18 protein-coding genes are annotated in these 22,799 nt (G+C 70.3%); 13 read left to right on the top strand and 5 right to left on the bottom strand.

Features of this window, described 5'->3' with window-relative positions; translation table 11 throughout:
• Window positions 1–67 precede the first annotated feature (67 nt).
• From ACMXGY_RS14295 to allB, 6 genes are all read left to right on the top strand, one after another.
• Window positions 68–898: a bifunctional allantoicase/(S)-ureidoglycine aminohydrolase gene (locus tag ACMXGY_RS14295; protein WP_483773649.1), complete on the top strand. Its 831-nt coding sequence runs from the start codon at window positions 68–70 to the stop codon at window positions 896–898.
• Between the two features lie 551 nt (window positions 899–1,449).
• Window positions 1,450–2,022 (top strand): Ltp family lipoprotein, encoded by a 573-nt coding sequence (locus ACMXGY_RS14290; RefSeq protein WP_483773648.1) that lies wholly within the window; start codon window positions 1,450–1,452, stop codon window positions 2,020–2,022.
• Window positions 2,023–2,523: 501 nt separating this feature from the next.
• On the top strand, window positions 2,524–3,333 hold the full coding sequence (locus tag ACMXGY_RS14285; RefSeq protein ID WP_483773647.1) for a hydroxypyruvate isomerase family protein: 810 nt from the start codon (window positions 2,524–2,526) through the stop codon (window positions 3,331–3,333).
• 47 nt (window positions 3,334–3,380) lie between these two features.
• A complete protein-coding gene (locus tag ACMXGY_RS14280; RefSeq protein ID WP_483776870.1) occupies window positions 3,381–4,301 on the top strand; it encodes a 2-hydroxy-3-oxopropionate reductase in 921 nt (306 codons plus the stop codon).
• Window positions 4,302–4,342: 41 nt separating this feature from the next.
• Window positions 4,343–6,127, top strand: coding sequence for a glyoxylate carboligase (gcl, locus tag ACMXGY_RS14275; RefSeq protein WP_483773646.1), 1,785 nt, complete (start codon window positions 4,343–4,345; stop codon window positions 6,125–6,127).
• 97 nt (window positions 6,128–6,224) lie between these two features.
• Window positions 6,225–7,583: an allantoinase AllB gene (gene allB, locus ACMXGY_RS14270; RefSeq protein WP_483773645.1), complete on the top strand. Its 1,359-nt coding sequence runs from the start codon at window positions 6,225–6,227 to the stop codon at window positions 7,581–7,583.
• A 59-nt stretch (window positions 7,584–7,642) separates the two neighbouring features.
• On the opposite strand, the gene ACMXGY_RS14265 is transcribed toward allB, so the two are convergent.
• The 3 genes from ACMXGY_RS14265 to ACMXGY_RS14255 all read right to left on the bottom strand — a co-directional run bounded on the left by ACMXGY_RS14265 (window position 7,643) and on the right by ACMXGY_RS14255 (window position 9,989).
• Window positions 7,643–8,131, bottom strand: coding sequence for an SRPBCC family protein (locus ACMXGY_RS14265; protein WP_483773644.1), 489 nt, complete (start codon window positions 8,129–8,131; stop codon window positions 7,643–7,645).
• A complete protein-coding gene (locus tag ACMXGY_RS14260; RefSeq protein ID WP_483773643.1) occupies window positions 8,128–8,505 on the bottom strand; it encodes an ArsR/SmtB family transcription factor in 378 nt (125 codons plus the stop codon). Before ACMXGY_RS14260 ends, ACMXGY_RS14265 begins: the two co-directional genes overlap by 4 nt.
• Window positions 8,506–8,612: 107 nt before the next feature.
• Window positions 8,613–9,989, bottom strand: coding sequence for a cryptochrome/photolyase family protein (locus ACMXGY_RS14255; protein WP_483773642.1), 1,377 nt, complete (start codon window positions 9,987–9,989; stop codon window positions 8,613–8,615).
• Window positions 9,990–10,041: 52 nt separating this feature from the next.
• Between ACMXGY_RS14255 and ACMXGY_RS14250 the strand changes: the two genes are divergently transcribed.
• Window positions 10,042–11,664 carry a peptide MFS transporter gene (locus ACMXGY_RS14250; RefSeq protein WP_483773641.1) on the top strand — a complete coding sequence of 541 codons (1,623 nt, stop codon included), beginning with the start codon at window positions 10,042–10,044 and terminating at the stop codon, window positions 11,662–11,664.
• 46 nt (window positions 11,665–11,710) lie between these two features.
• On the opposite strand, the gene ACMXGY_RS14245 is transcribed toward ACMXGY_RS14250, so the two are convergent.
• Window positions 11,711–12,334, bottom strand: coding sequence for a DoxX family protein (locus ACMXGY_RS14245; RefSeq protein ID WP_483773640.1), 624 nt, complete (start codon window positions 12,332–12,334; stop codon window positions 11,711–11,713).
• Window positions 12,335–12,617: 283 nt separating this feature from the next.
• On the opposite strand from ACMXGY_RS14245, the gene ilvD (ACMXGY_RS14240) reads away from it, so the two are divergent.
• From ilvD (ACMXGY_RS14240) to ACMXGY_RS14220, 5 genes are all read left to right on the top strand, one after another.
• A complete protein-coding gene (gene ilvD / locus ACMXGY_RS14240) occupies window positions 12,618–14,480 on the top strand; it encodes a dihydroxy-acid dehydratase (RefSeq protein ID WP_483773639.1) in 1,863 nt (620 codons plus the stop codon).
• Between the two features lie 207 nt (window positions 14,481–14,687).
• Complete coding sequence (locus tag ACMXGY_RS14235; protein WP_483773638.1) at window positions 14,688–16,298, top strand: DUF262 domain-containing protein; 1,611 nt, start codon at window positions 14,688–14,690, stop codon at window positions 16,296–16,298.
• Window positions 16,267–17,553 (top strand): type II toxin-antitoxin system HipA family toxin, encoded by a 1,287-nt coding sequence (locus ACMXGY_RS14230; RefSeq protein WP_483773637.1) that lies wholly within the window; start codon window positions 16,267–16,269, stop codon window positions 17,551–17,553. The genes ACMXGY_RS14235 and ACMXGY_RS14230 overlap by 32 nt, the downstream gene beginning before the upstream one ends.
• Before the next feature lie 32 nt (window positions 17,554–17,585).
• A complete protein-coding gene (ilvD, locus tag ACMXGY_RS14225; RefSeq protein WP_483773636.1) occupies window positions 17,586–19,289 on the top strand; it encodes a dihydroxy-acid dehydratase in 1,704 nt (567 codons plus the stop codon).
• A gap of 217 nt (window positions 19,290–19,506) precedes the next feature.
• The gene (locus ACMXGY_RS14220) at window positions 19,507–20,175 is read left to right on the top strand and encodes a 4a-hydroxytetrahydrobiopterin dehydratase (RefSeq protein ID WP_483773635.1); all 669 of its coding nucleotides are present in this window, start codon (window positions 19,507–19,509) and stop codon (window positions 20,173–20,175) included.
• A gap of 24 nt (window positions 20,176–20,199) precedes the next feature.
• Here the strand turns inward: ACMXGY_RS14220 and ACMXGY_RS14215 are convergent, their stop codons facing one another.
• Entirely contained in the window at window positions 20,200–21,561 is a 1,362-nt protein-coding gene (locus ACMXGY_RS14215) for a cytochrome P450 (protein ID WP_483773634.1), read from the bottom strand.
• Between the two features lie 128 nt (window positions 21,562–21,689).
• Between ACMXGY_RS14215 and ACMXGY_RS14210 the strand changes: the two genes are divergently transcribed.
• Entirely contained in the window at window positions 21,690–22,796 is a 1,107-nt protein-coding gene (locus ACMXGY_RS14210; RefSeq protein WP_483773633.1) for a 3-oxoacyl-ACP synthase III family protein, read from the top strand.
• Window positions 22,797–22,799 lie beyond the last annotated feature (3 nt).

Here is a 22,799-nt window from a genome sequence, read left to right as displayed (position 1 = left end):
ACCGAGTCTCCTTCCCTTGCCAGGGCACCGACCACGGACCTGGCCCATCATCTCGAGGAGTGAACCCATGACCCAGACCACCCCCTACTACACCCCGCAGGGTGGCCTGCCCGGCCAGACCGAGCTGCTCACCGACCGCGCGATCGTCACCGAGGCGTACACGGTGATCCCGCGCGGCGTGCTGCGCGACATCGTCACGAGCAACCTGCCCGGCTGGGACAAGACCCGGCTGTGGGTCCTGGCCCGGCCGATCGAGGGGTTCGCGACGACGTTCGCCCAGTACGTCATGGAGGTCTCGCCCGGCGGAGGGTCCGACCAGGGTGAGGACGAGGAGACGGTGCAGTCGGTCGTCTTCGTGACCGAGGGCACGCTCGTGCTCACGCTCGCCGGGGTCGAGCACGTGCTGGAGCCGGGCGGGTACGCCTACCTCGCGGCGGGGGAGCGCTGGGCGCTGCACAACCGCTCGGACGCCAAGGCCGCGTTCCAGTGGATCCGCAAGGTGTACGAGCCGATCCCGGGTCACACCGCGACGTCGTTCGTCACGCGCGAGCAGGACGTCGAGCCGCGCGCGATGCCGGACACCGACGGCGTGTGGAAGACGACGCGGTTCGTTGACCCGGACGACCTCGCGCACGACATGCACGTCAACATCGTGACGTTCCAGCCGGGCGGGACCATCCCGTTCGCGGAGACGCACATCATGGAGCACGGCCTCTACGTGCTCGAGGGCAAGGCCGTCTACCGCCTCAACGGCGACTGGGTCGAGGTCCAGGAGGGCGACTTCATGTGGCTGCGGGCGTTCTGCCCGCAGGCCTGCTACGCGGGCGGCCCGAAGCCGTTCCGCTACCTGCTCTACAAGGACGTCAACCGGCAGGTCAAGCTCGACCGCCGTCGCTGACGTCAGCTGTGAGCAGGAGAAGGGTCCGGTTCTGCGTCTGGAACCGGACCATTCTCATGCCTGCGGCACCAGAAGATGGTGCCTCGCCGAGAATCGGCTCACGCGCCCGCGACGGACAGCAAAGAGGCGAAGAAGCACTGGATTGGGCGATTTTTCCATCGCGGGAAGGTCGATTTCACCCTTTGAGAAGCAGATTCGCGGACCCTTTCGATATCCGACAGTCGCACGACGATGCAGACTGATGAGCACCGCTTCCTCACTTCTGCAGTGGAGTGCACATGGCCCCGCGATTCAACCCTCCGCCGAACTGGCCGCCTCCGCCCGCTGGGTGGACGCCTCCTCCAGGCTGGACTCCGGATCCGTCGTGGGGGCCGCCACCGCCGGGTTGGCAGCTCTGGCTCGAAGATCTGGGTGGCTTGCCACAACCGCCTGGCCGTACCCCTGGTTCATCAGACAACGCCCCGGCCGCCGTCGGCGCGGCAGAAGGCAACCCGACCACTCGATCGTGGTTCGCGCGTCACAAGCTCCTTGTTGGAGGCGGGGGATTCCTGGTGCTGCTCGCCGTCCTCATCGCGGCGTTGAACGGTGGGGGTGATGACCGCGGCACGCAGGTCTCCGCCATCACCAGCGCACCGGATGTGCAAGAGAGTGAGAAGACAGCGGAGCAGAGCGCGGCCGCTGAGCAGGCGGAGGCAGAGCGCCTCGCCGAGGAGGAGGCGGCGGCAGCGGCAAAGGTCGAGGAGGAGAGGCTGGCGGAAGAACAGCGGCTCGCGGAAGAGGCCGCCGCCGCCGAGGCGGCCGCCGCAGAAGCGGCACGAGTCGGTACCGTCGCTCAGCAGAACGCCTACCAGTCGGCCGTCAACTACCTCGACTACACGGCCTTCTCGCGTTCGGGTCTCGTCGGTCAGCTCGAGTTCGAGGGCTACAGCGCTGCCGATGCCGAGTTTGCTCTCGCCCGTCTCGAGGCCGAGGGTGGCGTCGACTGGAACGCGCAGGCGGCTGCGAAGGCGGCGAGCTACCTCGACTACACCTCATTCTCTCGTTCCGGGTTGATCGACCAGCTTCTCTTCGAAGGATTCACACCGGAACAGGCAGAGTACGGAGTGAGCACGACGGGCCTGTAGCGCGTCGACCCGTCTGTGCGAGACGTGGGGCGTGCCTCACGGTCTCGTGAGCGGACTCGCCGGTGATCGCGGGGTGACGTCCTCGCGGTTCCAGGCCTTGGCCGATGCACAGTGCGAGCACATCGAGCCCGTGGTTGCCGTTCGAACGGCGGCCGTCGTGGTCAGCCGTCGACGACAACCGGCGCGTGGTCAAGGAGCTCGTCGTGTCGGTGCGGGACCGGGTTCCCCTGGCGCGCCCGGGGATCAGCGACGAGCGCAGTTCCAGAGCGCAGCTCGCCACATGTCCGATGGGTAACCGCCCTGCGTGGGGCGCAACGTCGTCGGCCGGCGAGCGAAGCCGGTTCAGGGCGCCGTGCCCTCCTCCGCCGCGAGTGACCCCGCGCGTGCCCAGGGTGTTGACGGTCGTTGCCGGCCGTGGTTACACTTCCATAAAGCAGAAGAGAACTTCCGCAGAATGGAATCGCAACGCAGCGAGGCGCGGACGGACCCAGGGAGACGACGATGACGAGCCAGGCCCCGACGTACACCGTCAACTGCTCGATCCTGCTCATGGACCTGCCGCTGCTCGAGCGGCCGGCCGCCGCGGCGGCCGCGGGCTTCCGCGGCGTCGAGTTCTGGTGGCCGTTCACGTCGCCCACGCCTGACCGCGACGAGGTCGACGCGTTCGTCGGCGCCATCGAGTCCGCGGGCGTCCAGCTCACGGGGCTCAACTTCGACGCCGGCAACATGCCCGGTGGCGACCGCGGGCTCGTGTCGTGGCCCGCGCGCTCGGCGGACCTGCGGGCCAACCTCGACGTCGTCACGGCGATCGGCGAGCGCACCGGGTGCCGCGCGTTCAACGCGCTCTACGGCAACCGCCAGGAGGGCGAGTCGCCCGAGGCGCAGGACGAGCTGGGCGCGGAGAACCTCGCGCTCGCTGCGCGCGCCGTCGGGCGCATCGGCGGGACGGTGCTCGTCGAGCCCGTCAGCGGGGCGCCCGCGTACCCGCTGAAGACGGCCGCCGACGCCGTGCGGGTCATCGACCGCGTCGCGACCGATCACGGCGAGACGAACCTGGGCCTGCTGTTCGACGTCTACCACCTGTCAGTCAACGGGGACGACGTCGACGCGGCGCTCTCGACCTACCGCGGGCGCATCGCGCACGTGCAGATCGCCGACGCGCCCGGTCGCGGCGAGCCCGGCACGGGCGACCTGCCGATCGACCGCTGGACCAAGGACCTGCGCGCGGGCGGCTACGACGGCTGGATCGGGCTCGAGTACAAGACCGACGCCGCCGACCCGTTCGCTTGGCTCCCGGCCGCCGAGCGCTGACGCGCAGCGGACGCACCGCGCACCCGGCCGACCGCCGTCGGCCTCTCCTGAACCTCCAGACACTCGACCCTGAGGAGCACACCATGGCCTCCATCGCCTTCATCGGACTCGGCATCATGGGCAGCCCCATGGCCGTCCACCTCCAGAACGCCGGGCACGACGTCGCGGGCTTCAACCGCAGCCCCGAGAAGACCCGGCCGCTCGTCGAGGCGGGCGGGCGCGCGGCCGCGTCGGTCGCGGACGCCGTCTCGGGCGCCGACGTCGTCGCGATCATGGTTCCCGACTCGCCCGACGTCGAGGCCGTCCTCACCGGCGACGACGGCGTCCTCGTGAACGCGAAGCCGGGCGCGCTCGTGGTCGACTTCTCGTCCATCCGCCCCGACGTCACCGTCGCGCTCGCGAAGCAGGCCACCGAGGCCGGGCTGCGCATCGTCGACGCCCCCGTCTCGGGCGGCGAGCCCGGTGCCGTCAACGCCGCGCTCTCGATCATGGTCGGCGGCACCCCGGAGGACTTCGAGGCGGCCAAGCCGTTCCTCGACGTCGTCGGCAAGACGGTCGTGCACGTGGGCCCGAACGGCTCGGGCCAGACCGTCAAGGCCGCGAACCAGCTCGTCGTCGCCGCGAACATCCAGGCGCTCGCCGAGGCGATCGTCTTCCTCGAGGCGTACGGCGTCGACACCGCCGCCGCGATCGAGGTGCTCGGCGGCGGGCTCGCGGGGTCGGCCGTCCTGAACCAGAAGGCGCGCAAGATGCTCGACCGCGACTTCGGTCCCGGCTTCCGCATCGAGCTGCACCACAAGGACCTCGGCATCGTCACGGCCGCGGCCCGCGAGGCCGGCGTCGTCGCCCCGCTCGGCGGGCTCGTCGCCCAGCTCATGGCCTCCGCCCGTGCCAACGGCGACGGCGGCCTCGACCACTCCGGCCTGTTCCGCGGTGTCGAGCGCCTGTCCGGGCGCGACGGCTCCTGACCCTCACTGACGACGACGTCACTCCAGCAAGGAGAGAAACCATGCCTCGTATGCGTGCGGTGGACGCCGCTGTCGCGATCCTCGAGATCGAGGGCGCGACCCAGGCCTTCGGCCTGCCCGGTGCCGCCATCAACCCGTTCTACTCCGCGATGCGCGCCCACGGCGGCATCGGCCACGTGCTCGCCCGCCACGTCGAGGGCGCGTCGCACATGGCCGACGGCTACTCGCGTGCCAGGCCCGGCAACATCGGCATCTGCATCGGCACGTCGGGACCCGCGGGCACCGACATGATCACCGGCCTCTACGCCGCGTGGGCCGACTCGGTCCCGATCCTGTGCATCACGGGCCAGGCGCCGGTCGCCAAGCTCGACAAGGAGGACTTCCAGGCCGTCGACATCGCGAGCATCGCCGCCCCGGTGACGAAGATGGCCAAGACCGTCCTCGAGGCCGGACAGGTGCCGCAGGTCTTCCAGCAGGCGTTCCACCTCATGCGCTCGGGCCGCCCGGGCCCGGTGCTCATCGACCTGCCGATCGACGTGCAGATGGCCGAGATCGAGTTCGACCCGACGACCTACGAGCCGCTGCCCGTGCACCGCCCGACGGCGACGCGTGCGCAGGCCGAGAAGGCTATCGACCTCCTCCTGGCGGCCGAGCGTCCCCTGCTGATCGCGGGCGGCGGGATCGTCAACGCGCGCGGCGAGGACCTGCTCGTCGAGCTCGCCGAGACCCTGGGCGTGCCGGTGATCCCGACCCTCATGGGCTGGGGCGTCATCCCCGACGACCACGCGCTCATGGCGGGCATGGCAGGTCTGCAGACGTCCCACCGCTACGGCAACGCGAACCTGCTCGCGTCCGACTTCGTGCTCGGCATCGGCAACCGGTGGGCCAACCGCCACACGGGCGGCCTCGACACCTACCGCAAGGGCCGGACCTTCGTCCACGTGGACATCGAGCCGACGCAGATCGGTCGCGTCTTCGCCCCGGACTACGGCATCGTCTCCGACGCGAGGGCCGCGCTCGAGCTGTTCGTCGAGGTCGCGCGCGAGCGTCGCGACGCCGGGCGGGCGCGCGACTACTCCGGCTGGGCCGCCGAGTGCGCCGAGCGCAAGCGCACGCTGCAGCGCAAGACGCACTTCACCGAGACGCCCATCAAGCCGCAGCGCGTGTACGAGGAGATGAACAAGGCGTTCGGTCCCGAGACGCGCTACGTCACGACGATCGGTCTCTCGCAGATCGCCGGCGCGCAGTTCCTCCACGTGTACAAGCCGCGGCACTGGATCAACGCCGGCCAGGCGGGCCCGCTCGGCTGGACCGGCCCGGCGGCGCTCGGCGTGGCGAAGGCGCTCGCGGACGACCCGGCGGAGCAGGTGGTCGCGCTGTCCGGAGACTACGACTTCCAGTTCATGATCGAGGAGCTCGCGGTCGGCGCGCAGTTCAACCTGCCCTACGTGCACGTCGTGGTGAACAACTCCTACCTCGGCCTCATCCGGCAGTCGCAGCGGGCGTTCGACATGGACTACCACGTGCAGCTCTCGTTCGAGAACATCAACTCTCCCGAGATGAACGGCTACGGCGTGGACCACGTCAAGGTCGCCGAAGGGCTCGGCTGCAAGGCGATCCGCGTCACCGACCCCGAGGCGCTCGCCGAGGCGTTCGCCAAGGCACAGGGCATGGCGGCCGAGTTCCGCGTGCCCGTGGTGGTCGAGGTCATCCTCGAGCGCGTGACGAACATCGCGATGGGCGCCGAGCTCAGCGGCGTCAACGAGTTCGAGGACCTCGCGATCTCGGCCGACGACGCGCCGACCGCGATCGCCCTGCTCGACTGAGCGTCTGCCCGCCGAGGTAGAACGCTGGTACCGCGGGGGAGAACCCTGGTACCGCGGGGAAGAACCCTGGTCACGACCCGGAGCGAAGGAGGGTGGGATGAGCACGACGATCCCGCAGGAGCACGAGTACGACCTCGTCGTGCGCGGCGAGCGCGTGCTCGTCGCGTCCGGCGAGCAGCCCCGCGAGGTGGGCGTCAGCGGGGGAGTGGTGCGCGCGGTCGAACCGCTCGGTGCAGGGCTCGACGGCGCACGCGTCGTCGAGCTGGAACCGCACCAGGTGCTCATCCCCGGGCTCGTCGACACGCACGTGCACGTCAACGAGCCGGGGCGCACCGAGTGGGAGGGCTTCGCGTCCGCCACGCGGGCGGCCGCCGCGGGCGGCGTGACGACGATCGTCGACATGCCGCTCAACTCGATCCCGCCGACCGTCTCCGTCGAGGCGCTCGAGACGAAGCAGAAGGTCGCGCGCGACCAGGCGTTCGTCGACGTCGGGTTCTGGGGCGGGGCCGTGCCCGGCAACGCGGACGAGCTCAGGCCGCTGTGGGACGCGGGCGTGTTCGGGTTCAAGTGCTTCCTGCTGCACTCGGGCGTCGAGGAGTTCGGCTACCTCGAGCCCGACGAGCTCGAGGACGACCTGCGCGTCCTCGCCGACTTCGACGGCCTCATGCTCGTGCACGCGGAGGACTCGCGCGCGATCGACCGGGCGCCCAAGCCGCACGGCGACCACTACGACGTCTTCCTCGCGTCCCGCCCGCGCGGCGCCGAGAACGTCGCGATCGCCGCGGTCATCGAGACCGCGCGCTGGACGGGGGCGCGCGCGCACGTGCTGCACCTGTCGAGCTCCGACGCGCTGCCCATGATCCGCAGCGCCAAGCGCGAGGGCGTGCGGCTCACGGTCGAGACGTGCCCGCACTACCTGGCGCTCGCGGCCGAGGAGATCCCCGACGGCGCGACGCAGTTCAAGTGCTGTCCGCCGATCCGCGAGATCGACAACCGTGAGCTGCTGTGGGAGGGCCTCGTCGACGGGACGATCGACTGCATCGTCTCTGACCACTCGCCGAGCACGCCCGACCTCAAGGAGCTCGAGACGGGCGACTTCGGGACGGCGTGGGGCGGGGTGTCCTCGCTCCAGCTGGGCCTGGCGATCGTGTGGACCGAGGCGCGGACGCGCGGCATCCCGTTCGCGCAGGTCGTCGAGTGGATGTCGACCCGGCCAGCGGGCATCGCAGGGCTGCAGCGCAAGGGCGAGATCCGGCTCGGGAACGACGCAGACCTCGCGGTCGTCGAGCCCGACACGGCGTTCGTCGTCGACCCCAAGGCCCTGCACCACAAGAACCCCATCACGCCGTACGCCGACCGCGCGCTGTCGGGCGCCGTCGTCGCGACGTACCTGCGCGGCGAGGAGATCACCTTCGACCGCCCGACGGGCCGCCTGCTCGCGCGCGGGGACGCCTGACGCGCCGAGGCGCGGGTCCCGCTGGTGGGGACCCGCGCCTCGGCGGGGTGCGGGTGGAGTCAGGACTCCGCGAGGATCTCGTCGAGCTGCTCGTAGCCCTCGCGGATACCGACCTCCATGCCGCTCGCGACGAAGCCGTCGCGGCCCTCGAACGAGTCGACGAGCGACGTCGCCGTCAGGCGGCTGCGACCGTCCGGGAGGTCCTCGAACTGGAGGCGGTCGAGCGAGACGCCGTCGGGGAAGCCCTCGTACGTGAACGTCTGGACGATGAGCTCGTTCGGCCGCACCTCGTGCACGCTGCCGAAGAACGCGTACTCGTTGCCGTCGGGGTCGACCTGCACGTAGCGGTAGGACCCGCCGGTGCGCACGTCCCACTGCTCGTTGCGCTGGGTGAGGTAGCGCGGCCCGTTCCAGCGCGCGAACACCTCGGGGTCGAGGTGGGCCTGGAAGACCTTCGCCGCGGGTGCGTCGAACTCGCGGACGATGCGGACCATCGGAAGGTCCTTGGGGACGACGATCTCGGTCTCGTGGGTGCCGGTGGTGGTCATGGTGCTTCTCCTGTCATGGGTTCGTTCGCGGGCCCGCCCGCAGGTGGGGCGAGGTCGGGCAGCTCGCGCAGCACGTCGTCGAGGCGGCGGTAGCGGTCCTCGGCCTCGCGTCGGTAGCGCTCGATCCACTTGGTCATGAGGTCGAAGACCTCCGCCTCGAGGTGCACGGGGGCGCGGCGGGCGTCCGTCGTGCGGGTCACCAGGCCGGAGTCCTCGAGCACCCGCAGGTGCTTGGACACCGCCTGGACGGACATGTCGTACGGCTGGGCCAGCTCGCCGACGGTGGCGTCGCCCGACGCGAGCCGGGCCACCATGTCGCGACGCGTGGGGTCGGCGAGCGCCGAGAACACGCGGGAGAGCGGGTCTGCCGTCACGGGACCTCCTCGTCCGAGCGGGAAGGTCCGCTCGCTTCTCAACTGCTTGGTTGATGACGACGCTACGCCCGTGGCCGGGCATCGTCAACCCCTTGGTTGAGAAAATGTCAGGAGCGGCGACCGCGCTCGAAGTCGTCGAGCGCGACCCGACGTTCCTCGGCGTGGTCGACGACCCGCTCCGGGTAGCCCGTCGGCTGCTCGCGGAGCCGCCACGGCTCGTGCACCGCCGACCCGTCCACGTCCCGGAGCTCGGGCACCCAGCGCCGCACGTAGTCGCCCTGCGGGTCGAACTTCTTGCTCTGGGTGACCGGGTTGAAGACCCGGAAGTAGGGCGCGGCGTCGCGGCCGGTCCCCGCGACCCACTGCCAGTTGAGCTGGTTCTGCGACACGTCGCCGTCCGCGAGGTGCGCCATGAAGTGGGCGGCACCGCGCTGCCAGCGCACGTGCAGGTCCTTGACGAGGAACGACGCGACGACCATCCGCACCCGGTTGTGCATCCACCCCTCGCCGAGGAGCTGGCGCATGCCCGCGTCGACCAGCGGGTAGCCGGTGCGGCCCGCGGCCCACGTCTCGAGGAGCCGGTCCTCGTCCGCGCCGGTCGCCCACGCGTCGTCGGGCACGACCTCGCGCAACGACCGCCGGGCCGCGTCGGGGTGGTGGAACAGCACGTCCGCGTGGAACTCGCGCCACGCGAGCTCGGACCGGTAGGCGAGCACGTCGTCGGACGGCGCGCCGTCGTGCAACGCCGCGCGCAGGTCCGCGAGCAGGGTGCGCGGGTGCAGCTCGCCCCACTTGAGCGGGATCGACATGCCCGACGTCGCGGGCCGGTCCGGCCGGTCACGCTCGCTCGCGTAGCCCACGAGATGGTCGTCGAGGAACTCCCGCCACCGGCGCTGCGCCGCGGCCTCGCCCGCCGCGGGCAGCCGGGCGTGGGTCCCGGGGTCGACCGGCACGCCGTCGGACCGGACGTGCGCCCAGGAGACGTCGCGCGGGCGCGGCACCGGGTCGCGCCAGCCGTGCTCGACCCACGCGTCGCGGAACGGCGTGAAGACCTGGAACGGCGTGCCGGTCCGCGTGAGGACGCGGCCCGGCGCCACGGCGTACGGCGAGCCGGTGCGGACGAGGCGCGCACCGCCGTCGTGCAGGGCGGCCTCGACGTCCGCGTCGCGCGCGACGCCGTACGGCTCGTACGACGCCGCGACGTGCACCTCGTCGGCCCCCACCTCGCGCGCGAGCTCCGGCACGACCGCCCGCGGGTCTCCACGCCGCACGACCAGCCGACCGCCGGTCGACTCGTCGAGAGCGGCGAGGCTGCGGGCCAGGTACGACCGGCGCGGGGAGCCCGCGGCGTCCCACAGGCGGGGGTCGAGGACGTAGAGCGCGAGGACGTCGTCGCCCGCCTCCCGGGCGGTCTGCGTCGCGGCCACGAACGCCGGGTTGTCCGCGAGGCGCAGGTCGCGCCGGCACCACCAGATCGTCGGCATCCGGTCACGCTAACGGTCGCCGGGCGCGCACGCCGGTGGGAGCATCGCAAGCATGGACGGTGACGACCAGCAGGGGCGGGACGCACGCCGACGCCGGCTCGAGCGCGAGGCGACGACCGAGCCCGACCCCGGGGCACCCCCGGTCGGCCGGGGCGCCGGGATCGCGGCGGCCGACGGGCCGGCGGCGGGACACATCGAGGGCGACCATGCGTTCTTCGGGCACCCGCGAGGGCTGCTGACGCTCTTCACGACCGAGCTGTGGGAGCGGTTCAGCTACTACGGGATGCGCGCGATCCTGCTGTTCTACCTCACCGACACGGTGGCGAACGGCGGTCTCGGGATCGAGGAGACCACCGGCCTCGCGCTCGTCTCGATCTACGGGACCAGCGTCTACCTGCTCTCCGTCGTGGGCGGCTGGCTCGCGGACCGGGTCATCGGGTCGCGGCGGTCGGTGCTGTACGGCGGGATCATCATCGCCGCCGGGCACGTGAGCCTGACCATCCCCGGCCTCGTGTTCTCGATGGTCGGCATCGCGATGGTGGCGCTCGGCACGGGGCTCCTCAAGCCCAACGTCTCCTCGATGGTCGGCGAGCTGTACTCGCGCGACGATCCGCGTCGTGACTCGGCGTTCTCGATCTTCTACATGGGCATCAACCTCGGCTCGTTCTTCGCGCCGTTCCTCGTCGGCGCGGCGCGCGCCTGGGGCGGGTACCACGCGGGGTTCGCCGTCGCGGCGGTGGGCATGGCCGTCGCGCTCGTCTTCTTCGTCGCGGGGCGTCGCTACCTCGGCGAGGCGGGCGCGCACGTGCCGAACCCGATCCGGCGGGAGGAGCGCCCGAAGATCGCGCGGCTCTTCGCGATCATCGCGGCGGGCGTCGTGGTGGTCGCCCTCGTCGCGGTCGTCGTCTCGGGCGGGTTCGGCATCTCCACGTTCATCGACACGATGTCGTACCTCGCGTTCCTCGCGCCGATCGCCTACTTCGTCGTCATGTACCGCTCGCCGAAGGTCACCGACGCCGAACGGCCCCGCGTCGTCGCGTACATCCCCCTGTTCGTCGCCGCGATGCTCTTCTGGATGATCTTCGAGCAGGCCGCGACGACGCTGTCCGCGTTCGCGAAGGACCGCACGGAGCTCAGCATCTTCGGGATCGGCATCAGCCCCGAGTTCTTCCAGTCCGTCAACCCGCTGTCGATCATCCTGCTCGCCCCGGTGTTCGCGTGGCTCTGGCTCAAGACCGGCGACCGGCCCGCGACGGCGAACAAGTTCGCGATCGGCCTCACGCTCGCGTCTGTGTCGTTCCTCTTCCTCGCCCTCGCGTCGGCGGTCGTCGGCGACGGCAAGGCGCCCGCGTGGGTGCTCGTCCTCGTGTACGTGATCCAGACGCTCGGCGAGCTCTGCCTGTCGCCCGTCGGGCTCGCCGCGACGACCTTGCTCGCGCCCAGGGCGTTCCGGTCCCAGGCGATGGCGCTGTGGTTCCTCGCGCCCGCGGCCGGGCAGGCGATCACGGCCCAGGTCGTGCAGGTCACCGAGGGCGCGTCCGACACCGCGTACTTCGGTGCGATCGGGGCCGTGACGCTCGTCTTCGCCCTCGCGCTGTTCGCGCTCGCGCCGTGGGTCACGCGGCACATCCGCCACGCCGACGAGCTCGAGGGGGCGCACACGGCCGGCGCCTGACCAGGGCGCGCCGCTCGACCCGGTGCTTCGGCCCGCCGTAGTGGGCTCAGCGCAACCAGGGCGCCTGCCGGACCGCGGGGACGGCAGCCCAGCGGCGCCCGAGGCCCCAGGTGTCGCCCGCGAGGGTCGTGGCGAGCACGACCAGGACCAGGATCACGAGCACGTGCTGGTCGACGACGGGGTTGTTCGACCCCGCGGCGAACGGCCACTGCGAGAGCCACAGCATCGCGAAGAGCAGCCCTCCGCACACGGCAGCCGCCCGGATGCCGATGCCGAGCAGCAGCGCGAGACCCGTACCGAGCATCCCGAGCATGAAGAGCCAGTCGCTGACGGGTCCCGCCATCGAGGCGAACGTCCCCGCGAGCGGGCCCTGGGCGCCGTGCTCGAGGTATCCCTGCGCCGGTGCGGACCCCGCGAGCCACGCGCTCTCCGGGGGCGTCGCGTAGCCCAGGCCGACGAGCTTGTCGGCGAACGGCCACAGGAACACGACCGCCGTCCCGAGCCGGGCCAGGGCGAGCGCTCGCCGCGCCGACGCCCGCGTGACCACGTCGTCCTGCGCGACGGTCGGCCCCGCCTGCCTCGGCCCCGGCGAGGCGGGGCGGCCTTCTGACGCCGCGGCGTCGGGCGCGGCGGTGCGGTGCTGCGGTGCACCGGTGGTGGACGTGTTCATGGGAGCCCCCTCGATCCGGACGACCCGGCGCCGTGCGCGTCGGGCGGTGTCGCGGCGAGAACCGACGACCGGTCTGCCGCGCGCCCCACGGTGGCACTGTGATGGTCCCGGTTCAACCCTTACGTAACGTTTAGGCGGACATCCCTCGGGTGGGTAGGGAGACCACGTACGTAGCCAGACGACCACGAGACGGACGGCCGGTTCGCACGGTCCTGATCGGGCGTAATGTGACCCGGCGGCCGGAGGAACGGTCGCAGCACCCCGTCGAAGGAGCTGACCCGGAATGAGCCGCCCCCTGCGCTCTCGGACGTCCACCCACGGCCGCAACATGGCCGGCGCCCGCGCCCTCTGGCGCGCGACCGGCATGGGCGCGGAAGACTTCGGCAAGCCGATCATCGCGATCGCCAACTCGTACACGCAGTTCGTACCCGGCCACGTCCACCTGAAGGACATGGGCGACCTCGTCGCGTCGGCGATCCGCGAGGCCGGAGGCGTCTCCAAGGAGTTCAACACGATCGCCGTCGACGACGGCATCGCGATGGGCCACGCCGGCATGCTCTACTCGCTGCCGAGCCGCGACCTCATCGCCGACTCGGTCGAGTACATGGTCAACGCGCACTGCGCGGACGCCCTCGTGTGCATCTCCAACTGCGACAAGATCACGCCCGGCATGCTCAACGCGGCGCTGCGGCTCAACATCCCGGTGATCTTCGTGTCCGGCGGCCCGATGGAGGCCGGCAAGGCGATCGTCGCCGACGGGGTCGCCAAGACGCCCCTCAACCTCATCAACGCGATCAACTACTCGGCCGACGACAACGTGTCCGACGACGCGCTGAACGCCGTCGAGGAGAACGCGTGCCCCACGTGCGGGTCGTGCTCCGGCATGTTCACGGCCAACTCGATGAACTGCCTCACCGAGGCGCTCGGGCTCTCGCTGCCTGGCAACGGCTCGACGCTCGCCACGCACGCCGCGCGCAAGGAGCTGTTCCTCGAGGCCGGCCGCACGATCGTCGACCTCGCGCGCCGGTACTACGAGGACGAGGACGACTCGGTCGCGCCGCGCTCCATCGCGACCAAGGCGGCGTTCTCGAACGCCATGGCGCTCGACGTCGCGATGGGCGGCTCGACGAACACCGTGCTGCACATCCTCGCCGCCGCGCAGGAGGGTGAGATCGACTTCGACCTCACGGACATCGAGCGGATCAGCCGCCGCGTGCCGTGCCTGTCGAAGGTCGCGCCGAACCACCCGAGCTTCCACATGGAGGACGTCCACCGCGCCGGCGGCATCCCCGCGCTCCTCGGCGAGCTCGACCGCGCGGGCCTGCTCGACCACGACGTCACGTCCGTGCACACGCCCACGCTGCGCGCCTGGCTCGACGACTGGGACATCCGCGGCGGCAAGGCCACCGAGCGCGCGGTCGAGCTCTTCCACGCCGCGCCCGGCGGCGTGCGGACCACGCAGGCTTTCTCCACCTCGAACCGCTGGGAGACGCTCGACACCGACGCCGCGAACGGCTGCATCCGCGACCTCGAGCACGCGTACACCGTCGAGGGAGGCCTCGCCGTGCTGCGCGGCAACCTCGCCGAGAACGGCGCCGTCTTCAAGACCGCCGGCGTCGACCCGGACGTCTTCCACTTCGTCGGCACGGCGCTCGTGTGCGAGTCGCAGGACGAGGCCGTCGAGAAGATCCTCACCAAGCAGGTCCAGCCCGGCCACGTCGTCGTCGTGCGCTACGAGGGACCCGCGGGCGGGCCGGGCATGCAGGAGATGCTCTACCCGACGTCGTTCATCAAGGGCCGCGGTCTAGGCAAGGTCTGCGCGCTCATCACCGACGGCCGGTTCTCCGGCGGGTCGTCCGGCATCTCCGTCGGCCACGTCTCGCCCGAGGCCGCCGCGGGCGGCGTCATCGGCCTCGTCGAGGACGGCGACGAGATCGAGATCGACGTCGACACGCGCCTCATCCGGCTCAACGTCCCCGACGAGGTGCTCGCCGAGCGTCGCGCCAAGATGGAGGCGCGCGAGAACCCGTGGCAGCCGGTCGACCGCGACCGTTACGTCTCCCCGGCGCTCCAGGCCTACGCCGCCATGGCGACGTCCGCCGACCGCGGTGCCGTGCGCGACGTGTCGCTCATCAAGCGCCGCTGACTCGACGACGACGGGCGCGCACCTCTCGATTCAGGTCATACGCCAAAGTGCTGACCCCACCCCGCACGGCCGTGGGACCAGGCGCGCTCGAATGCCTTAAGGACCTGACTTGAGCTGCTGCGCAACCGACTTTGAAGACCGGTTCTGCTGTAGCCTCTGCAACTACAGGAGCGACCCGCGCTCCGGCCAGGACGGGAGCAGTGCAACGTGGTGGTCCCCTCTCTCGATCGCTCGGGCTCGCAGAACTTCTCCATTCCCGATATTGTTGACTATGCCGAATCTGGCCGACTGCGGGTTCCAACTTTCCAGCGACAATTCGTTTGGAAAAGCACCGATGTTCGCGACCTCTTTGATAGCCTATATCGAGGCTTCCCCGTGGGAACACTTCTCCTGTGGAAGAAGCCCGCCCCGGAAGCCGAGATTGAACTGGGCCCGGTCCAACTCAGCGTGCCGGCGAGAGACGACGCCCTTTGGGTGGTAGACGGCCAGCAGCGCGTAACATCACTATTCGCAGCCCTTACTCGAGAATACTCGGTCACCGACCATCGCTTTCAGGTCGCGTTCGACCTCACAACTCAAAAGTTCGTCTCTATGCGACCAGGAGTGGATAGTTCTCGGTTTCTTCCTGTGCGCGCGGCGTCTGACACCCGTACACTCCAACAATGGACGAGGGCGCACATTGAGGAGTTGTCCCCTGACGACCTTGATCTCGCCGACAATCTAATCGGCCAACTTCGCGATTATCGGATCCCTGCGTACATAATTGAAGAGCAAGACCAGACTCTGCTGCGGGAAGTTTTCGACAGAGTAAACTCTGCGGGGAAGCCAATTAGTCGGGCGCAGATATTCCAGGCGCTCTTTGGCGAGCGCGGAAGTGTGGCAAGTCCCCAGTCGGTTGTCCGCGATCTGCGTCACCTCAACTTCGGCGACCTCGAGGAGAACAGGATTGTCCAGAGCATTCTCGCCCTGCGTGGTGGAGATGTTCAGCGAGACATGCATGAAGAGTTTCGAAGCGGAGAGAACCCAGAGGAGTGGTTCGAGCATGCGCGCGACGCACTTGAACGAGCTATTCGGTTCCTCCGCGCCGAGGGTATCGTGCACTCTCGCTTAATGCCTAACACCCTGCCGATTCCGGTTCTGGCCGCATTCTTCCATCTGCATCCGGACCCAGAACCGTGGATATTGCGTCTGGTAAGCCGCTGGCTTTGGCGGGGCTGGGTGCATGGCTTCGGTCGGGAAGGGGGGCAAACGCCTGTATTGCGGCGCGCGGTGCGCTCGGTTAACCCCGATTTCGGCGACCCTGCGGCAGCTCCTGACGCGTACGCCGCGGTAAAGTCACTTCTCGCGTACGTGCCGGACCGAAAGGCGGATGATATTCCGCTATCGGGATTCAATGCAAAGTACGCCAATCCGCGCCTTATTCTATTGGCGCTTGCTGCAAGAGTCCCACTCCAGCCTACTGGCGTGCCTCTCGATATCGCTGAACGGTTCGAAGCACTCGGAGCGGGAGCGGTCTCTTCGTTCATTCCAGGTCTAAATTCCCGTGCCGAGTCGAGAGGTTTCTGGCCAGGAAGCGTAACGGAATTGGCAGACGCAAGTGAAAATGTTCTCGCCTCCCATCTACTCACCCCGACGCTGGTGGAGCAGTTGCTATCTGGGGACTTGAAGGCGTTTATCGACGGGAGGGGGGAATGGCTCGGTCAGGTTGTGGCCGCGTTCCTGGAGAGTCGCATGGAGCCTGGCTTGCCCGTGCGCCGATCTATCGGTTCACTTGTAGCGATTGCGCTTGACGGCGTGGATCATGATGACGAGTCGTGAGACTGTACTGGCCATCGAGATCCAGGCCGCAGATGGTGGCTGGGTTCTTGTCGGTAACTTGGTGCGTCAAGACGAGCGTTCGACGTTCTTCGGCGATCGCGAATATTGGAACTTGCCGTCACGGCCAGTGCTGGGACAGCTCTTTGAAGAGCACGGGCGGAATTGGCATCCGAGCACTAATGTGGCTTTGCCACGGTGGTTTTCGCACCTACTGCCAGAAGGTCGGCTTCGTTCGGCGGTTGCGAACGCTGCGAGAGTCGATGCTGTCCGTGAGTTTGAACTGTTGCTGCATTTGGGGCTCCACGATTTGCCGGGTGCCGTGCGTGCCAGGGTTGTCGAATCGGGGTGGGCAGGAGATGCTGGTCTGTCGGCTGACGCTGATGAACCAGATGCGGCGCACGACGATCCCATTTTGAAATTTAGTCTTGCAGGCGCGCAATTAAAGTTCTCAGTGTTCGCGGATGAACGTGGTCTCACGGTGCCCGCTAGAGGTGTGGCCGGGAATGTGATCGCAAAGTTCCCCGACGGTCGAATCGGATTCGACGGTGTCCCTGAGGCGGAGTTTGCAGGGCTTGAGTTGGCGAGAGCGTCCGGAATCGAGGTTGCGGGGGCGAGCCTGGTCAATGCGTCCGAGATCTCCGGCATCGGAGCCTGGTCTTCGGTGCGCGGTCGCGTGCTGGCCGTAGAGCGGTTTGATCGCCGCGACGGTGGCCTTCGGGTCCACATGGAGGAGTTGGCGCAGATCCTCGACATACCGAGTCGCCGGCAGGATGCAAAGTACCGCAGTGCCAATTACGAGGTGGTTGCTACGGTCCTGGCTGGCCTGATTGATTCCGACGTTGTTGGCGATGTGATCGACCGAATCGTACTCAATATCCTTGTTGGGAACGGAGACGCTCATCTTAAGAATTGGGCGGTGGTTTACCCAGACGGACGGTCTCCTCGACTCAGTCCGGCGTATGACATTCTGCCGACCGTATTGTTCATCGAGGATGATGATCTCGGGCTCAAGGTTGGCGGTACCAAGCGCTTTCAAGAGATTGATGATCGGCGTTTCTATGAACTCGGTGTGAGATCGGGATACGGTGGTGATGCGGCGGTATTTCGGGCAAGAGAAGCGGTGGAGAGGGTAATGAGTGGGTGGTCAATCTTGGCCGATCTCCTTCCGCGAGAGTCGTTCACTAGGCTGGAAGCTCGACTGCGGACTCTGCCAATCGTGGCGACAGCCGGGCAGCAGAGTGGGTATCCGCGGTAGTCAAGTTGCGCCCGCCGCGGCATGCTTTGTGCATGAGTACTGAGATGCCTTCCGACCTCAAGCCGCGTTCCCGCCAAGTCACCGACGGGCTGGAGGCCTCGGCGTCGCGCGGGATGCTGCGCGCCGTCGGGCTGGGCGACGAGGACTTCGCCAAGCCGCAGATCGGCATCGCGAGCTCGTGGAACGAGATCACGCCGTGCAACCTGTCGCTCGACCGGCTCGCGCAGGGCGCGAAGGAGGGCGTGCACGCCGGGGGCGGGTACCCGCTGCAGTTCGGGACGATCTCCGTGTCCGACGGCATCTCGATGGGCCACGAGGGGATGCACTTCTCGCTCGTGAGCCGTGACGTCATCGCGGACTCGGTCGAGACGGTGGTCCAGGCGGAGCGGCTCGACGGCACGGTGCTGCTGGCCGGGTGCGACAAGTCGCTGCCGGGGATGCTCATGGCCGCGGCGAGGCTGGACCTCGCGAGCGTGTTCCTCTACGCGGGCTCGATCATGCCGGGCTGGGTGAAGCTCTCCGACGGCACGGAGAAGGAGGTCACGCTCATCGACGCGTTCGAGGCCGTCGGCGCGTGCGCGCGCGGTCTCATGAGCCGCGAGGACGTGGACCGCATCGAGCGCGCGATCTGCCCGGGGGAGGGCGCGTGCGGCGGCATGTACACGGCGAACACCATGGCGTCGGTCGCCGAGGCGATGGGCATGTCGCTCCCCGGGTCTGCGGCGCCGCCGTCGGCGGACCGCCGTCGCGACGCCTTCGCGCACCGGTCGGGGGAGGCCGTGGTCAACCTGCTGCGGCTCGGGATCACCGCACGGGACATCATGACCAAGGAGGCGTTCGAGAACGCGATCGCCGTCGTCATGGCCTTCGGCGGCTCGACCAACGCGGTGCTGCACCTGCTCGCCATCGCGCACGAGGCCGAGGTGGACCTCACGCTGGCCGACTTCGACCGCGTCGCGAGCCGCGTCCCGCACCTCGGCGACCTCAAGCCGTTCGGCCGGTACGTCATGAACGACGTCGACCGCATCGGAGGAGTGCCCGTCGTCATGAAGGCCCTGCTCGACGCCGGGCTCCTGCACGGCGACGCGCTCACCGTGACCGGCCGGACGGTCGCCGAGAACCTCGCCGACATCGACCCGCCCGACCCGGACGGCAAGATCCTGCGGGCTCTCGACAACCCGATCCACCACACCGGGGGCATCACGATCCTGCACGGGTCGCTCGCGCCCGAAGGTGCCGTCGTGAAGTCGGCCGGGTTCGACGAGGACGTGTTCGAGGGCACGGCACGCGTGTTCGAGCGTGAGCGTGCCGCGCTCGACGCCCTGGAGGACGGGACGATCACGGACGGCGACGTCGTCGTCATCCGGTACGAGGGCCCCAAGGGCGGGCCGGGGATGCGCGAGATGCTCGCCATCACCGGGGCGATCAAGGGCGCGGGGCTCGGCAAGACGGTCCTCCTCCTCACCGACGGCCGTTTCTCCGGCGGGACGACCGGCCTGTGCGTCGGGCACGTCGCTCCCGAGGCGGTCGACGGCGGCCCGGTCGCGTTCGTGCGCGACGGCGACCGCATCCGCCTCGACGTGGCGAACAAGACGCTCGACCTGCTCGTCGACGACGACACGCTCGCCGCACGCCGCGACGGCTGGGCGCCGCTGCCGCCGACGTTCACGCGCGGCGTGCTCGCGAAGTACGCCAAGCTCGTCCAGTCGGCGTCGCGCGGCGCGATCCTCGAGTAGGCCCGTCGCCGCCGTGCTCCGGGCGGACGCCCGTGCCGTCGGCCGCGCCCCGTCCGCCGGGTCCGGCATGTCGGCATGGCGCAGCCAGGGCTGGCGAGGGGACCCACCGCGGACCAGCATGGGGGTGCGGGCGTCGACCGTCCGTGCCGCTCGGCCGGGCGCTGACCACTCCGCCTCCAGACGAGCGCGTGCCGCGGTATGGAGGAGGAGCTGACGGATGGCCACGGACGACCGCATCACTGCCCGGCAGTTCCATGACAGCGACGGCGTGGAGGACTGGCGCGTCATCCTCCGCACGGCGCAGACGCTGTTCCGCACCGGCTCGTTCACCGCGGGTGTCGAGCTCGTCGACGCGATCGGCGAGCTCGCGGACGCCGCGAACCACCACCCGGACGTCGACCTGCGCTACGGCACGGTGACGGTCCGGCTCACGTCGCACGACGTCGGCGGGCTCAGCGGTCGTGACGTCGAGCTCGCGCGGCAGATCTCCGACGCCGCGCGCGAGCTCGATCTCGTGGCCGACCCGACAGCGGTGCAGGACGTCGAGATCGCGGTCGACGTCCTCGTCGGCTCCGCGGTGCAGCCCTTCTGGCGTGCCGTGCTCGGATTCGTCGAGGAGGGGCCGGCGGACGCGGCGCCCTCGCTCGTCGACCCGACGGCGCACGCGCCCGCGTTCTGGTTCCAGCAGATGGACGCGCCGCGCGAGCAGCGCAACCGCATCCACGTCGACGTCACGGTCCCGCACGACGTCGCCGAGGCGCGCGTCACCGCCGCCATCGCCGCCGGCGGGCACCTGGTCTCCGACCGGCGCGCGCCGTCGTTCTGGGTGCTCGCCGACGCCGAGGGCAACGAGGCGTGCGTGTGCACGTGGCAGGCGCGCGACTGAGCGCGGTTCTCAGGTGACGTCGCCTCAGGCGCGCGCGACGACGAGCTCGTCGTAGCCCGGGACGAGGACGCGTCGTTTCGCGCGGCGCGACACCACGCGCAGCGGGGCGCCGTCGTCCCACAGCGCGTGCAGGAGCGCCCCGATCTCGGCCCGTGCGAGCGCAGCGCCGAGGCACAGGTGCCGCCCGGCACCGAACCAGAGCTGGCGGGTCTCGCGCACGTACGGGCGGTCGGCGCGGAACGGTCCCGCGGCGACGTTCGCCGCCCAGGTGAGGATCATGACCCGCTCGCCGGCACGCAGCGTGCGGCCCGCGACCTCGACGTCGGCGGACACACCGCGCCCGATCACCGATGCAGGGCTCGTGACGCGCAGCCCCTCGCGCACCGCGTTCTCGACGGCGTCCGGCTCGCCCGCGGCGCGCTCCACCGGGTGGTCGCGCTCGTCGGCGAGCAGGCGCAGCAGGCGGTGCTGCTCGCCCGTGTCGATCAGCAGGGCCGTGGTGCGGGCCATCGCCGAGGCGGAGGTCTCGGTGCCCGCGACCATGAGGAGGCTCGCCAGGCCGGTCGTCTCCTCCAGGCTCAGCCCGAGCTCACGGCACCGTCCGAGGAGTCGGTCGGCGGGTGCGTGGCGCCACCCGTCCGGGACACCGCGCGTGAGCTCGGCGACGAGCTCCTGGGCGGCGGCGACCTCCGCGGGCGCGAGGTAGGTGGATCCCGCGGTGCCGAGCGCGACGGCGGCGAGGCGCTCGCCCGTTGCGAACGCCATGAGCGCGTCGTCGGCGCTCGGCACGGTGGCGACCGCCGCGTCACGCCCGACGCGGCCGGTCGAGACGCCGGAGGCAGGGATGCCGAGCAGCGAGATCATCATGCGGCCGACGAGCACGCGCGAGAGGTGCCCGACGTCGACCGGGCCGCCCGCGGCGAGGGTCCGCCGCGCGTCGTCGAGCGCGCTGGACCAGGCGCCGTCGACCAGGGCTGCGGCGCTCGCCTCGGTGAACAGCTCCCGCGATCGGGTGCGCAGGTCGTGGTGCCCCGGCCCGTCGAACAGGTCGAGGACCCAGTCGCCGAGGATCTGTGCCCACAGGTGCCCGACGCCGCCCTCGCCGACGATGGTGAAGTGCCCGGGGTCCGTGAGGATGCGACGCCCGACGGTCGGGTCCGCCGTCACCCAGCCGAGCCCCGGGACCCGGCGCAGCCCGCCCGTGCCGTCGGCGCGCCGGCCGGCGAGCCGACGGCCCACCAGCAGGATCCCGGCCATCTCCGGGCGGGCCGCCGCGAGCACGCGCAGCTCCTGGCCGGTGGTGGGGAGCACACGCCGGCGTGCGGGGAGAGCGGACGCGACGGCCGTGTGGATCGAGGTGCGGACCGAGGTGCGGGTGGAGGTCACGACGCTCAGTGTGGTCCAGCGCCGCCGACGGCGGGGGCGGGATCCACAGGACGTCCCGCGAACTTCACCCGGGCGGGCGCTGTGGACGGGCAGCGGTGCGAGGACGCGCCGTCGCTACCCTGTCGCGAGTGCCCGACCTCTCGCACCCCCACCCGCCCGGCGCCGTCACGCGCCCGCCCGCGGCGACCACTCCGACCGCGGTGATCGCCGCGGTCGGCATCCACCTTCCCGAGCGCACCGTGGACGTGCGCGAGGCGGAGCTCGCGCTCGCCGCGCGCAACCCGGGTGCCGCGCCGCGCGTGCCGATGGTCGCGCGACTGACCGGTGTGCGCCGCGTCCACGTGCTGCCCGACGACTGGGACGCCTCGGACCTCGCGGTCGCGGCCGCCGAGAAGCTCCTCGCGGCCGAGGGCCTGGCGCCGGGCGACGTCGACCTGCTGCTCTTCGCGTCGGCGAGCCAGGACATGGTCGAGCCCGCCACGAGCCACATCGTCGCGGCGAAGCTCGGCGTGCGGGCGCCGGTCATGGACGTGAAGAACGCGTGCAACTCGGTGCTCAACGCGATCGAGGTGGCCGAGGCGCTCATCGCCCGCGGACGGTACGCGACGGTGCTCGTCGCGTGCGGCGAGGCGCCGTCGCGCGCCGTGCGCTGGGACGTCCCGGACCGCGCGACGTACCTGCTCTCCGCGCCGGGGTACACGATGTCCGACGCCGGGGCCGCGGTCCTCGTCCGCCGCGCGACCCCGGCGGAGGTCGAGGCGTGCGACGGCGAGGGCGCGCCGGCCCCCCGAGGCATCCTCGCGAGCGCGTTCGGCGCGGAGTCGACCCACTGGGACGTCGGCACGCTCCCGGGCGGCGGGACCGCGCACCCGCGCGACCTGGAACGGACGTACTTCGAGATCGACGGCTCGCGCCTGCGCGACGCGTTCCTCGCGCTCGGGCCGGGCGTCGTGCTCGACGCGCTGGCACGTGCGGGCCTCACGTGGGACGACGTCGCGCTCGTCGCGGTCCACCAGGTCGCCGTGGCGTACCTCGACGACGTGCACGCGGCGCTCGGCCTGCCCACCGGTCGCACCCTCGTCACCGTCGCCGACCACGGCAACGTCGCCTCCGCGACGCTCCCGCTCCAGCTCGCGACGGCCCTGGAGACGGGCCGGGTCGGGCCGGGCGACGTCGTCGTGCTCGTCGGCCTCGCCGGCGGCATCAGCATCGGCGCGACGGTGGTGCGGCTGTGAGCG

The organism is Cellulosimicrobium sp. G4 BAM 1002, assembly GCF_057126935.1.
This window is presented reverse-complemented; position numbering and strand designations above follow the sequence as displayed.